We start from the raw sequence: 12922 nt of genomic DNA on the forward strand, positions 1-12922 counted from the left end.
CGAGATGTTACTCATGAGGATGGTCTCCTTCGCACTTGCTGGAGCGACCGCGGTCCGAGGGTGCGGTCATCAGCCTTCCAGACCCAGTGTGCTCTTATATGCCCCTTATGTGTAGTTTTCCTGGCGGTCGAATTCTGCGGTTCCGTCGAGGCCGAGTGCCAGTGACACCAGGTCCGCCGTCCGCAGCACACGGGCCCCGTATCCCGGCAGCGGTACGTGCAGGGGGCGGGTCCAGCGTTCCGGGACGGCGTCGATCCCGTACATCGCGCCGGCCAGGCCGCCCGTGACCGCGGCCACCGTGTCGGTGTCCCCGCCCACGTCGACGGCCGCTCCCAGGGCGCGCTCGAAGTCGTCGGTGGTGCGCAGGGCCCAGAGCGCCGTCCCGAGGCAGGGCCAGACCGCGCCGTTGAATTCGGTGGCGTCGTCCGGATGCCAGTCCGGGGCCAGAACGGTCGCCCAGCGGGCCCGGTGACCGGCGTGGACCAGGGCAAGCGTGTCCTCCACAGCCGCGAGCGGGTCGCCGCCCTCCAACGCCACCCGTACGAGTTCATGGAAGACCGCGGTGCCTTCCCACGCCGCCCTGTCGCCGTGGGTCAGGGCGGCGATCCGCCGGGCGGCGTCCATGGTGGCGGTCCGCCCCGCCCGGGCGAAGCGCACAGCCGAGGTGGTGGCGCGCATCAGTGAACCGTTGCCCGCAGCACGCGCGTTGACCTGGAAATGGAGCGCGGCGGCCAGGTCCCACGGATCACCGCTCGTGAGGACGTCCTCCGTCTGCAGGCCGATGTCCTTCGGCTCACCGGCCGCCCACCGACGGAACCGGCCGAAGATGTCGGGGAGGTCCAGGCCCCCGTTCTCCAGCAGTGATTCACCGACGAGCACGGCCATCTGCGTATCGTCCGTAGCCTCCCCCGGGTCCCAGCCGCCGCCCCCGCACATCACACCGACCCCGTCCGGAAACCGGGCGGAGTACACACCTGGGAGGCCGAACTCGAAGGGGGCTCCCAGGGCGTCACCCACCGCCGAGCCCACCACGGCCCCGACGGCGCGAGCCCCGCGGCCCGCGCCGCTCCGGTCGGGGCGGACGGCGCGGGCCTCGGGGCTCTGTGTCATGCCGTCAGCGTACTGACGGTCCGTCGGGTCAGCTGGCCGGCATCAGGACGGTGTCCACGATGTAGACCGTCGCGTTGGCGGTCGGGACGTTGCCGCAGACGACCTTCGAGGAGTCGTTCACCGTGTAGGACATCTCCGAGCCCGACGTGGTGAGCTTCGTCTTCGCCAGGGTGTCGAAGGAGCCCTTCTCCAGCTGCTTCGGCGTCAGCTTCTCGCCGACCACGTGCGAGGTGAGCACCTTGGTCAGCCCGGCCTTGTCCGCGAGCAGCTTGTCCAGGTCCGCCTTCGGGATCTTGGCGAAGGCGTCGTTGGTCGGGGCGAACACCGTGATGTTCTCGGCGCTGTTCAGGGTGTCGACGAGACCGGCCTGCTTGACCGCCGTCACCAGGGTGGACAGCGCCGGGTTGTTCGACGCGGCCGTGGCGACCGGGTCCTGCGCCATGCCGTCGAACGAGCCCGCGCCCTCCTTCGGGACCGTCGCACAGCCCGGACCGAACGGCTCGTCCAGGGGCTTGGTCTCCTTGGCCGGCGCGCTCGACGCGGCCTTGTCCGCAGCGGAGTCGGACGAGGAGGAGTCGTCGCCGGAGCAGGCGGTCAGCGCGAGCGGCAGCATGGCAGCGGCGGAGACGGTGACGGCGATGCGGCGAAGGTGACGGTTGTTCATGGTGCTCTCCTTGGTGAATCGTTGATCAAAGGGGGAAAGAGGGGACGTGTTCGGTCGTCAGGTCACATCGACCACCACCGAGTGCCACCCGGTCGCACCGTCGGGCACGGTGCCGACCCGCTTGTCGGTCTGAGTGGCGCCGGTGCGGTCCGTCGCGCGGACCTCGAGGGTGTGGTGGCCGGTCGTGGCGGGCCACTCCCACACCCACTGGCGCCAGGTGTCACGGCCGGCCTCCGCCGCCAGCCGCGCGGTGTGCCACTCCCCGCCGTCGACCCGGACCTCGACCCGGGCGATGCCCCGGTGCTGGGCCCAGGCGACACCGGCGACCGGCACGGCCCCCGCCTTGGGTGCGGCGAAGGGGCGCGGAGTGTCGATGCGGGACTGGGTCTTGACGGGAGCCTCGCGGGACCATTCGCGCTTGACCCAGTAGGCGTCGTACGCGTCGAACGTCGTGAGCTCGATGTCCTGGATCCACTTGCACGCCGAGACGTAGCCGTAGAGGCCGGGGACGACCATCCGGACGGGGAAGCCGTGGTCGAACGGCAGCGGTTCGCCGTTCATGCCGACCGCGAGCAGTGCGTCGCGGCCGTCCATGACCTCCTCGACCGGAGTCCCGATCGTCATCCCGTCCACGGAGCGGGCCACGATCTGGTCCGCGGGCCCGCCCTTCGACGGGGGCTTCACCCCGGCCTCGCGCAGCAGGTCGGCCAGGCGCACGCCGATCCACCGGGCCGTGCCCACATAGGGACCGCCCACCTGGTTGGAGACGCAGGTCAGCGTGATGTCCCGTTCCACGAGCTCGCGGCCCAGAAGGTCCTGGAAGCTCAGGGTGACGGGTCGCGCCACCCCCTTGCCGTGGATCCGCAGCCGCCACGCGCCGGCGTCGACGCGCGGAACCACCAGAGCGGTGTCCACCCGGTAGAAGTCCTTGTTCGGGGTGGTGAAGGAGCTCAGGCCCCGGATGCCGAGATCGGCTCCCTCGGGTATCGGGGGCGCCGCCGAGGCAGGTGCCGGGAGGGCGATGTCGCCGCGTGAGGCGGAGACCCCGGCCAGCTGGGACGCCTGGAGCTGTCGGCCCAGGAGCCCCGCACCGGCCGAGGCCGCCGCGGCGGCGGTCGCCGCGATCACGAATCCGCGGCGGTCGAAGGCGCCGTGCGTCCCGCCGTCCGTCTCCCCAGCCGCGGGAGACGGCACGGCTTCCGGGACGCGCAGCCGTCCGGCCAGGAGATACAGCACTCCTGCGGCCACCAGCGCGCCCACGACCGAGGGCAGTGCGTCGGACGGCCGGCCCTCCGGCCGGCCGGCCGCGGACACCGCCCCGACCACGCCGAAGACCAGGACGGCCGCAGCGCCGGTCCACCGGTGCCGCAGCGCGAGGACCCCCACCGCCATGGCGAAGACCGCCAGGAGGACGAGGATCCCGAGCTGCAGCACCAGCTTGTCGTCGGTGCCGAAGTTCCGTACGGCGAAGTCCTTGACGGCCGGGGGAGTGCGATCGATGACCGCCCCGCCCACGGCCGTGACCGGACCCGCCTCAGGACGCACGGCAGCGGCGACGAGTTCGGCGACGCACAGGGCGGTGAACCCGGCGATCAGACCGCTGAGCGCGGCGAACGCGGCGCGCGCCCAGCGGGACCGCCGGGACCCTGAGGCCCCCTGCTTCTGCGAATCATCTCGGTCTGTTCTCACACCAGGGGTTCGGTGCGGACCGCCCGGCGGATTGGTCGTTCACCCGATCGAAGTAATTCCGATCATCGGCCAATCCGTGGTGCCCGCTGCCCCGAATGACCTCTGAGGGGCGCTGGGACAGCACTCCGGCCAGACATGAGACACCGGAGGGAACCCGAATGGCAGGGGAGCGGCGGCGCACAGCCGTAGTGGGCAGCGGGGTGGCGGGGCTGACCGCCGCGCACGTCCTGGGGAGGGCGCACGACGTGACGCTCCTGGAGGCGGACGAGCGCGTCGGCGGGCACGCCCACACCCATGAGCTGAGCTCGTCGGACGGCCGTACACACCGCGTCGACTCGGGGTTCATCGTGCACAACCGGCGGACCTACCCGCATCTCCTACGGCTCTTCGACGAACCCAGAGGCAGCGGAAAGGCCCTGCTGGAGCGGCACATGGCCGGACGCCCGGGGTACGCGGAGTACCGGGCCCGCACCAGCGGCTTCTTCCCGCGCCCGCCCCGCCGGCCCTGACACGGGAACCGGGCGCGCCCCTCGTCGCGAAGGGGGCGCGCCCACAGGGGCTCACGCGTCCCGGAACTCCATCAGGGCCACCGGGTCGGAGGTCGGCTGTTCGGATCCGCCCGCCGGTTCGACGGTGATGCCCATGCCGGACGCGCGGTCCACCGGACCGTCCAGCAGAACGGCGTCATCCGTGGCGGAGGGGTTCATCAGACCGGCCGCACGCATGGTGCCGCCGTCGTCGAACCACAGCTGGTACACCTTGCCGCCCGGTGGGCGTGCCAGGTCCGACGCGAGGAACACCGCCCGGTTCACGCTCTGCGAGACCACCACCGTGCCCCGGGCCCCGTTCCCGAGATCGGCGGCGCTGGTCGTGGCGTCCGGTGCGGTCAGCACCCGTGCCACCTGCTCGTTGTGCTGTTCGGCCCGGGCGGTCTCCCGCCGCGCGTCCTGAGCGAGCTGGTTCTGCCACACCGCGGCCCCGCCGAGGGCGGCAGCGGCGGCGACGCAGGCGGCGAGCGCGTACGTCGACCAGCGGCGGGCCCGGCCGGCGGAAACCCCGGAGCCGGCACTCCGGCCCCGGGGCGGCGGCTCCTGCCGTACGGTCGTGATGTCGCGCAGCACCCGGTCCCGGAGGCCCGGGGGCGGGGTGGCGGACACCGCGAGCCCCAGCCGGGCGGCCGTCGCGGACAGCTCCCGTACCTCCTGGGCGCACGCCTCGCAGGCACCCAGGTGCCGTTCGAACGCGACGCGCTCCTCGTCCGGCAGTGCGTGCAGGGCATAGGCCCCGGTCAGTGTGTGCAGCTCGGCCGTGCTCATGCGTTCACCCCCAGGCAGTCGCGCAGCCGGATGAGCCCGTCGCGCAGTCGTGTCTTGATGGTTCCCAGTGGTACGGACAGCAGCTCGCCGACCTCGCGATAGGTCAGTCCGCGGTAGTACGCCAGCGTCACCGACTCCCGCTGGAGCTCGGAGAGCGTCCGCAGGCAGCGCCGGACCTGCTCCCTCTCCAGCCGGCTCTCGACCTGCTCGGACACCTCGTCGAAGTCCGGGGTGCGGTCGAGCAGCGCCGCCTTGTGCTCCCGTGCGGCGGTCGCCTCGGCCGACCTGACCCGGTCCACCGCGCGGTGGTGGGCGAGCGTCAGCACCCAGTTCATGGCGCTGCCGCGGGCCGCCTGGTAGCGGGGAGCGGTGCGCCACACCTCGACCAGGACCTCCTGGGCCACCTCCTCCGACTGGGCCGGGTCGCGGAGCACGCTCCGCACCAGGCCGAGGACCGGCCCGCTGACCTGGTCGTACACCTGGGTGAAGGCGGCCTGGTCGCCACGGGCGACCTGGCCGAGCAGCTCCTGCAGGCCGGGGCCCGACGAAGGGACCCCACTGATGTGTACGGCTTCTCTCACGCGGACGGTCCTCCCGGAGCACGCAACGGTTTCCTGGGTGGTTCGGAGCCGGCGGCCCGGAGGATTGGTCGGACGCTTCAGGAATCGGCCGGTCCGCCCACCTTCTCGTACGCACGTCCGGTCGCCCGCGGCCGGGTCCGCCCCGTCGCGCGGACGGCGAGGACGAGGAGGTCCACGGCCCGGACGGTGAAGGCACGATTTCGCCGGTAGTGGCACAAGCCGCTATCCGATAGGGGCGCTATCTATGATGGAGGCCGGATCGGCAACCTCCTGGAGGGTGGACGCGCAGTGCGCATCGGTGAACTGAGTCGCAGGTCCGGGGTCCCGGTGCCGACGATCAAGTACTACGTCCGTGAAGGGCTGCTGCCCGCCGGCGTTCTGACCAGCCCCAACCAGGCGCGCTACGACGACGGACACGAGCGCAGGCTACGGCTGATCCGCGCCCTCCTGGACGTCGGAGGGCTGTCGCTCTCCGCCATCGCGGAGGTCCTGGAGGCCGTCGACGACCCAGGACAGCCCGTGCACAAGGTCCTCGGCGCGGCGGCCGGGCACCTCACACCCGAGGGTTCCGAGGGACCCGAGGAGTCGGAGGAGTCCGAGGAGGAAGGGCCCGAGTCGGCTGCGGCCCGCCAGGAGGTCGCCGCGCTGCTGGCGCGGCGCGGCTGGTTCGTGCGCGCGGACAGCCCGGCGGGACGGTCGCTGGCGGGCGTGCTGGCGGCTCTGCACCGGGCGGGACACGGCGGATTCGTCGAGCTGCTCGACGTCTACGCGGACGCGGCCGAGCCCATCGCCCACGCGGACCTCGACTACGTCCGGCGACGGGTGGCGCGCGAGGACCTGGTGGAGAGCGTGGTGGTGGGCACCGTGCTCGGAGAGGCCATGTTCGGCGCCCTCAGGCGGCTCGCCCATGTGGACGCCTCAGCCCGGGCCTACGAGGGCGGAGCGCAGCGGGAGGCCGGGGAATGAGAGCATGCGCAACCCGGTCGCCGTCCAGGACGGCGACCGGGTTCCGGGAGGAGCGGGGCTGATTACGCGGCGCTCTCCTGCTCGCGCTCCACCTGCTCGTTCCACTCGCGCTTGACCTCGCGCCACGCGTCGTCGTTCTGCCCGAGGCGCCAGTAGCCCGAGATCGACAGCTGCTGGAGCGGGATGCCGCGCTCCAGGCGGAGGTGGCGCCGGATCTCCTTCACGAAGCCCGCCTCGCCGTGGACGAAGGCCTGCACCTCGCCCTCGGGGAACGCCAGCTCCCTCACCGCGGCGACGAGGGCCTCGCCGACCGGGCGGTCGCCGCGGTGCAGCCAGGTCACCGAGACGCCGTCCGGCTCCACGAGCTTCTGCTCCTCCGAGGCGTCGGGCACCTCCACGAAGGCGTGCGCCACCGCGCCCTCGGGCAGGTGTTCCAGGGACGCGGCGATCGCGGGCAGGGCACTCTCGTCGCCCACCAGCAGGTGCCAGTCGGCCGAGGCATCCGGGGCGTAACCGCCGCCGGGGCCCAGGAACGTCACCTGGTCGCCGCGCCGGGCGCGTGCCGCCCAGGGGCCCGCCAGGCCCTCGTCGCCGTGCACGACGAAATCGACGGCGAGCTCACGGGCTTCGGCGTCCCAGGAGCGCACGGTGTACGTCCGGGTGGTGGGCCACAGCTCGCGTGGGTACTCCTCGCGGATGGCGGCCATGTCGAAGGGATGGCTGTAGTCCGCGCCCTCGGGGGCGAAGCACAGCTTGATGTAGTGGTCGGTGTACCCGGCGAGGGTGAAGCCGGCCAGGCCGTCGCCGCCGAGGATCACGCGCACCATGTGCGGGGTGATCTGCTCGGTGCGCAGGACCTGCGCCCCCTGCGCCTTCGGTGTCCGGCGTTGCGGCCGCTCTGCCACGAGGTTCTCCCTGCTCTGGACGTACATGGGGCCCTGCTCACTTAGGCTTACCTAAGCTAACACCTTCACGCCTGGAGTGTGAGGAGCAGGCGCTGCAGTGCGTTCCCCAGGCCCCACCGGGTCGCGAGGGCCTCCAGGGCCGCGGGATCGCGCGGTTCGCGGGGGAGCGCGGGGGTGAAAGCGGGCAGCGGCACGTCGTCGGCGACGCGGACGACCTTCGGGGCGACCGCCACGTAGTCCCGGGCCTCGTCGAGCCGCTTGCGCTGCGACGGGGTCAGCCGGGCCGCGGGATCGTCCACCGCGGCCATGATGCCGGCCAGGTCGCCGAAGGCGTCCAGCAGCTTCGCCGCCGTCTTCTCGCCGATACCGGGGACCCCGGGCAGCCCGTCGCTCGGATCGCCGCGCAGCAGGGCCAGGTCGACGTAACCACTGCCGTCCACGCCGTACTTTTCGCGCAGCCAGGCCTCGTCCGTCACCTGGAGCGTCCCCACGCCCTTCAGCGGGTAGAGGACCCGCACCCGGCGGGCGTCGTCGACCAGCTGATAGAGGTCGCGGTCCCCGGTCACGATGTCCACGGGGCCGGTGGCCCGCCCGGCCAGGGTCCCGATCACGTCGTCCGCCTCGTACGGCGCGACACCCACCCGGGCGATCCCGAGCGCGTCCAGCACGGCCTCGATCACCGGGACCTGCGGGGAGAGGGTGTCGGGGACCTCCTCCTCGTCGGGGACGCCCTCGGTGGTCTCGACGGCCACCCGGTGCGCCTTGTAGGTCGGGATCAGGTCGACCCTCCACTGCGGGCGCCAGTCCGCGTCCATGCAGGCGACCAGGTCGTCCGGCCGGTGGTCCTGGACCAGCCTGGCGATGAAGTCGAGCAGTCCGCGCACGGCGTTGACCGGGGTCCCGTCCGGTGCGCGCACCGAGTCCGGGACGCCGAAATAGGCGCGGAAGTAGAGGGAGGCGGTGTCGAGGAGCATCAGGCGTCGCGTCACACCCCGATGATGCCGCACCCCACCGACAGCGGTCGCAGGTGCGGCGCGCGGTTCCCGTGACGGCGATTTCTTGTCAGTGATCTGAATCACACACGTGTTTGGGTTGCGTAAGCGGGGGCAGGCGCGGCATCGGAGCGGACCACGTCCATTTTTCAACGAATGCGCGTGCTCTGCGGACCGAATCCGCACCGCTCCACGGTCTGCCGAAGGGGGTGGCAGACCGTTTTCGGTTCAACGCGTGAGGTGTATGTGTCAAGGCTGCAAGCTGAGCACTTGTACAAAGTGTTCGGCAGACGACCCGATCAAGCCGTGCAGAAGCTCGAGGGCGGTACACACCGCGACGAGCTGCGCGCCGACGGAACGACCGCAGCGGTGATCGACGCCTCGTTCACCGTGGAACCTGGCCAGATCTTCGTCGTCATGGGACTCTCCGGTTCAGGGAAGTCCACATTGCTGCGGATGCTCAACGGTCTGCTGGAGCCGACCGCCGGCCGTGTGCTGTTCGACGGGCAGGACCTGACCGCCCTGAGCGCCCGTGACCTGCGCACCGTCCGCTCCCGGAAGATCAGCATGGTCTTCCAGCACTTCGCGCTCTTCCCCCACAGGAGCGTGCTCGACAACGCCGCGTACGGCCTGGAGGTCCAGGGCGTCCCGCGTGCCGAGCGCGAGGCGCGCGCCGCCGAGGCGCTGGAGATGACCGGTCTCGCCGGCTGGGAGAAGTCCTGGCCCGACGAGCTGTCCGGCGGCATGCAGCAGCGCGTGGGTCTGGCCCGCGCGCTCGCCACCGACGCCGACCTGCTCCTGATGGACGAGTCCTTCAGCGCGCTCGACCCGCTGATCCGGCGCGACATGCAGGACCAGCTCCTCGAACTGCAGAAGCGTCTGAAGAAGACCATCGTCTTCATCACCCACGACCTCAACGAGGCCATGCGCCTCGGCGACCGCATCGCCGTGATGCGGGACGGCGAGATCGTCCAGCAGGGCACCGCCGAGGACATCCTCGTCCGGCCGTCCAACGACTACGTCGCGTCCTTCATCCAGGACGTCGACCGCTCCCGGGTGCTCACCGCCGGCTCGATCATGGAGGCGCCCGCAGCGGGCCGCTCCGACGCCGAGCTGAAGGCCGAGGCACCCGCGACGGTGTCCGCGGAGACGCCCATCGCCGAGCTGTTCACCCCCTGCTCCACCAGTGGGGCGGCCGTCGCCGTCACCGGTGAGGACGGCAAGGTCGTGGGCATGGTCCCGCGCGCCAGGCTGCTCGCCGCGCTCGGCGAGGAGCCGCAGGTCGACAACCGGGCCGACGGCCAGGTTCCGGCCCCGCGGGAGGTCAAGAAGGTGATCGCCGGTGCCTAGGTTCACCTTCGGGGCGTGGGTCGAGGACGTGGTCGACTGGCTCCAGTCGAACCTCACCTGGATCTTCGACGCCATCAAGACCGTCCTCGGCGGGATGTACGACGGCGTCAACGCCGTGCTCAGCGGCGGTGAGCCGCTGCTGATGGCCGGGATCTTCGCCGTCCTCGCGTTCTGGCTGCGCGGGGTCGTACCCGCCGTGCTCACCTTCGTGGGCTTCGCGCTCATCGACTCCCTCGCCCTCTGGGACGAGGCGATGGCCACCCTCTCGCTGGTCGTCGTGGCAGCGGTCATCACGATCGTCATCGCGGTGCCCATGGGCATCTGGGCGGCGCGCAACAACCGGGTCAGCGCGACGCTGCGGCCGGTGCTCGACGTCATGCAGACGATGCCCGCCTTCGTCTACCTGATCCCCGGCGTCATGTTCTTCGGCGTCGGCGTCACCCCCGGCGTGATCGCCACCATCGTCTTCGCGATGCCGCCCGGCGTCCGGATGACCGAGCTCGGCATCCGTCAGGTCGACGGCGAGCTGGTCGAGGCCGCCGCGGCCTTCGGCACCACGCCGAAGCACACCCTCACCCGGGTGCAGCTGCCGCTCGCCCTCCCGACGATCATGGCCGGGATCAACCAGGTCATCATGCTGTCCCTGTCGATGGTCGTCATCGGCGGCATGGCAGGCGCGGGCGGCCTCGGCGAGAAGGTGTACGCGGCCATCACCCAGCTCCAGGTCGGCCTCGCCGCCGAGAGCGGGATCGCCGTCGTCATCCTCGCCATGTACCTGGACCGGATGACCGGCGCGCTCAACGAGCGGGTCTCCCCGCTCGGCCGCCGTGCCGCCGCCAAGGTCGCCGCCGGTGCGCGGCGGCTCAAGTTCACGCACTACAAGCCGGGAACGGCCGTCGCCATGACCGGTGTCGTCGTCCTCGCGCTGGTCGCGGGCGGCCTCAACATCGCCGGTTCCAGCGACTCGAAGGCCGATCAGGCCGGCAGCGGGAACGTCGGCCAGGGCCAGAAGATCAACATGGGGTACATCCCCTGGGACGAGGGCATCGCCTCCACCTTCCTGTGGAAGGAGATCCTGGAGCAGCGCGGTTACGAGACCGGGATCACCCAGCTCGACGCCGGCCCGCTCTACTCCGGCGTCGCCCGCGGCGACATCGACTTCCAGACGGACTCCTGGCTGCCGACCACGCACAAGGACTACTGGGACAAGTACAGCGACAAGCTGGACGACCTGGGCTCCTGGTACGGGCCGACCTCGCTGGAGCTGACGGTTCCGTCGTACGTCAAGGGCATCGACTCGCTCGATGACCTCAAGGGCCAGGGCAAGAAGTTCGACGGCAAGATCATCGGCATCGAGGCCAGCGCCGGGATGATGGGCACGCTCAACAAGAAGGTGCTCAAGGAGTACGGCCTGGAGGGTGAGTACGAGGTGGTCTCCTCCAGCACCTCCTCGATGCTGGCCGAGCTGAACGCCTCCATCAAGAAGAAGGAGCCGGTCGTGGTGACCCTGTGGTCCCCGCACTGGGCCTACGGCAAGCACGACCTCAAGAAGCTCAAGGACCCGAAGGGTGCCTGGGGCAAGGGCGAAGAGGTCCACACCGTCGCGCACAAGGGCTTCGCGAAGAAGGCTCCCGCCGTCTCCAAGTGGCTCAAGGACTTCAAGCTCACCGAGAAGCAGCTCACGAGCCTGGAGAACGAGATCCAGACCGCCGGCCAGGGCAAGGAGCAGGACGGCGTCCGCGCCTGGCTGAAGAAGAACCCCGGCCTGGTCGACGAGCTGGCCCCGGTCCCGGGCGGCGGCTCGCAGCAGGGCAAGGACGCGGGCAAGACCGTCAACATGGGGTACTTCCCGTGGGACGAGGCCATCGCCTCCACCTACCTCTGGCAGAACATGCTGGAGGACCGGGGATACAAGACCACGGTCAAGCAGCTCGACCCGGGACCGCTCTACACCGGTCTCGCACAGGGCCAGCTCGACGTCCAGTTCGACTCCTGGCTGCCCACGACGCACAAGGACTACTGGGACCGGTACAAGGAGAACCTCGTCGATCTCGGCTCCTGGTACGGGCCGACCTCGCTGGAGCTGACGGTTCCGTCGTACGTCAAGGGCATCGACTCGCTCGATGACCTCAAGGGCCAGGGCAAGAAGTTCAACGGCAAGATCATCGGCATCGAGTCGAGCGCCGGGATGATGGGCACGCTGAACAAGAAGGTGCTCAAGGAGTACGGCCTGGAGGGCGAGTACGAGGTGGTCTCCTCCAGCACCTCGTCGATGCTGGCCGAGCTGAACCGGTCGATCAAGAAGAAGGAGCCGGTCGTGGTGACCCTGTGGTCCCCGCACTGGGCCTACGGCAAGCACGACCTCAAGAAGCTCAAGGACCCGAAGGGTGCCTGGGGCAAGGGCGAGCAGATCCACACGGTCGCCAAGAAGGACTTCGCCAAGGACTTCCCGGAGCTGACCGGCTGGCTGAAGGACTTCAAGCTCAGCGAGGCGCAGCTCGCCTCGCTCGAGGTGGAGCTCCAGAAGGGCGGCGCCGGCAAGGAGAAGGAGTCCGCCCGCCGCTGGATGGACGCCAACCCGGACGTCGTGGAGAAGCTGGCGCCCGTCGGTAGCTGATCCGCCGGAACACACACGCGCCACCCTGAAGGGGACGGTCCCGGTCGCGAACCGGGGCCGTCCCCTTCAGGCTGGTCGGAGGGGGTTCCCGGGGTTCCCTGGCCGTCGGTCCCCACTTCGTCGCGCAAACGACATGCGTAGGGTGCTGGCAACCGGGAGGATGGCGATCCGGGGAGGGAGCCGGACATGGACGACAAGGAAGCCCTTCGAGTGGGCGCGGCGGTCCGCCGACGCCGCAGGAGCCTCGGACTCACCCTGGCCGCGGTGGCCGGGCGCAGCGGCCTGTCCGTACCGTTCCTCAGCCAGATCGAGAACGAACGGGCCAGACCCAGCCCCCGCTCCCTGAACCGGGTGGCGGAGGCGCTGGAGACCACGACCGAGCGGCTGCGGGCCGCGGCGGACTCGGCACGCGCCGTGGACGTCGTACGGGCGGACGACGAGGACGGCGTACGCAGGCTGGTGCGCGGAAGGCACCAGCTCAGCGCGCTGGAGTTCATCGGCGAGCAGGACCTCGGGCGCGAGTTCCAGCACCGTAACGACGAGGTGATGTACGTGGTGGAGGGCGCCGTCGACGTCGAGGCCGAGGGCCGGGCCCACCGGCTGGGCCGGGGCGACACCCTCTTCCTCTCCGGCGGGGTGCGGCACCGGTGGCGGGCGACCGTGCCGGGCACCCGGCTGCTGGTCGTCTCGGTCGCCGAGCACATCGACGCGACGTACGACTCGCGCCGCTGA

Annotated in this window: 11 protein-coding genes and 1 pseudogene; 5 read left to right on the forward strand and 7 right to left on the reverse strand. The window is 70.8% G+C overall.

Annotation, left to right across the window (positions count from 1 at the left end):
• Positions 1 to 105: 105 nt before the first annotated feature.
• From AB0P41_RS10555 to AB0P41_RS10565, 3 genes are read right to left on the reverse strand one after another with little or no spacing between them, the layout of a single operon-like run.
• Positions 106 to 1110, reverse strand: coding sequence for an ADP-ribosylglycohydrolase family protein (locus AB0P41_RS10555; protein WP_365931314.1), 1005 nt, complete (start codon positions 1108 to 1110; stop codon positions 106 to 108).
• 28 nt (positions 1111 to 1138) lie between these two features.
• Positions 1139 to 1774, reverse strand: a complete 636-nt coding sequence (locus tag AB0P41_RS10560; protein ID WP_356716309.1) for a fasciclin domain-containing protein — start codon at positions 1772 to 1774, stop codon at positions 1139 to 1141.
• A gap of 57 nt (positions 1775 to 1831) precedes the next feature.
• Entirely contained in the window at positions 1832 to 3370 is a 1539-nt protein-coding gene (locus AB0P41_RS10565; RefSeq protein WP_365931580.1) for a molybdopterin-dependent oxidoreductase, read from the reverse strand.
• Positions 3371 to 3621: 251 nt separating this feature from the next.
• Between AB0P41_RS10565 and AB0P41_RS10570 the strand changes: the two are divergent.
• Positions 3622 to 3858, forward strand: a pseudogene (locus tag AB0P41_RS10570) (FAD-dependent oxidoreductase); the annotation flags it as partial.
• Between the two features lie 165 nt (positions 3859 to 4023).
• Here the strand turns inward: AB0P41_RS10570 and AB0P41_RS10575 are convergent.
• Both AB0P41_RS10575 and AB0P41_RS10580 read right to left on the reverse strand, forming a co-directional pair.
• Positions 4024 to 4779, reverse strand: a complete 756-nt coding sequence (locus tag AB0P41_RS10575) for an anti-sigma factor (RefSeq protein ID WP_365931316.1) — start codon at positions 4777 to 4779, stop codon at positions 4024 to 4026.
• Positions 4776 to 5360 (reverse strand): sigma-70 family RNA polymerase sigma factor, encoded by a 585-nt coding sequence (locus AB0P41_RS10580; protein WP_365931318.1) that lies wholly within the window; start codon positions 5358 to 5360, stop codon positions 4776 to 4778. The genes AB0P41_RS10575 and AB0P41_RS10580 overlap by 4 nt, the downstream gene beginning before the upstream one ends.
• 288 nt (positions 5361 to 5648) lie before the next feature.
• Here AB0P41_RS10580 and AB0P41_RS10585 point away from each other — a divergent pair, with 288 nt between their 5' ends.
• Positions 5649 to 6326, forward strand: coding sequence for a MerR family transcriptional regulator (locus AB0P41_RS10585; RefSeq protein WP_356716314.1), 678 nt, complete (start codon positions 5649 to 5651; stop codon positions 6324 to 6326).
• A gap of 62 nt (positions 6327 to 6388) precedes the next feature.
• Here the strand turns inward: AB0P41_RS10585 and AB0P41_RS10590 are convergent, their stop codons facing one another.
• Both AB0P41_RS10590 and AB0P41_RS10595 read right to left on the reverse strand, forming a co-directional pair.
• On the reverse strand, positions 6389 to 7231 hold the full coding sequence (locus AB0P41_RS10590) for a siderophore-interacting protein (RefSeq protein ID WP_365931320.1): 843 nt from the start codon (positions 7229 to 7231) through the stop codon (positions 6389 to 6391).
• A 65-nt stretch (positions 7232 to 7296) separates the two neighbouring features.
• On the reverse strand, positions 7297 to 8205 hold the full coding sequence (locus AB0P41_RS10595; protein WP_365931582.1) for a 5'-3' exonuclease: 909 nt from the start codon (positions 8203 to 8205) through the stop codon (positions 7297 to 7299).
• A gap of 264 nt (positions 8206 to 8469) precedes the next feature.
• Here AB0P41_RS10595 and AB0P41_RS10600 point away from each other — a divergent pair, with 264 nt between their 5' ends.
• The 3 genes from AB0P41_RS10600 (at position 8470) to AB0P41_RS10610 (ending at position 12922) form a co-directional block, all read left to right on the forward strand.
• Complete coding sequence (locus AB0P41_RS10600; RefSeq protein ID WP_356716318.1) at positions 8470 to 9573, forward strand: glycine betaine/L-proline ABC transporter ATP-binding protein; 1104 nt, start codon at positions 8470 to 8472, stop codon at positions 9571 to 9573.
• Positions 9566 to 12190 carry an ABC transporter permease/substrate binding protein gene (locus AB0P41_RS10605; RefSeq protein ID WP_365931321.1) on the forward strand — a complete coding sequence of 875 codons (2625 nt, stop codon included), beginning with the start codon at positions 9566 to 9568 and terminating at the stop codon, positions 12188 to 12190. Before AB0P41_RS10600 ends, AB0P41_RS10605 begins: the two co-directional genes overlap by 8 nt.
• 186 nt (positions 12191 to 12376) lie before the next feature.
• Entirely contained in the window at positions 12377 to 12922 is a 546-nt protein-coding gene (locus AB0P41_RS10610; RefSeq protein WP_356716321.1) for an XRE family transcriptional regulator, read from the forward strand.

Origin of the sequence: Streptomyces sp. NPDC079167, from assembly GCF_040686735.1 — a bacterium.
Classification (GTDB): domain Bacteria; phylum Actinomycetota; class Actinomycetes; order Streptomycetales; family Streptomycetaceae; genus Streptomyces.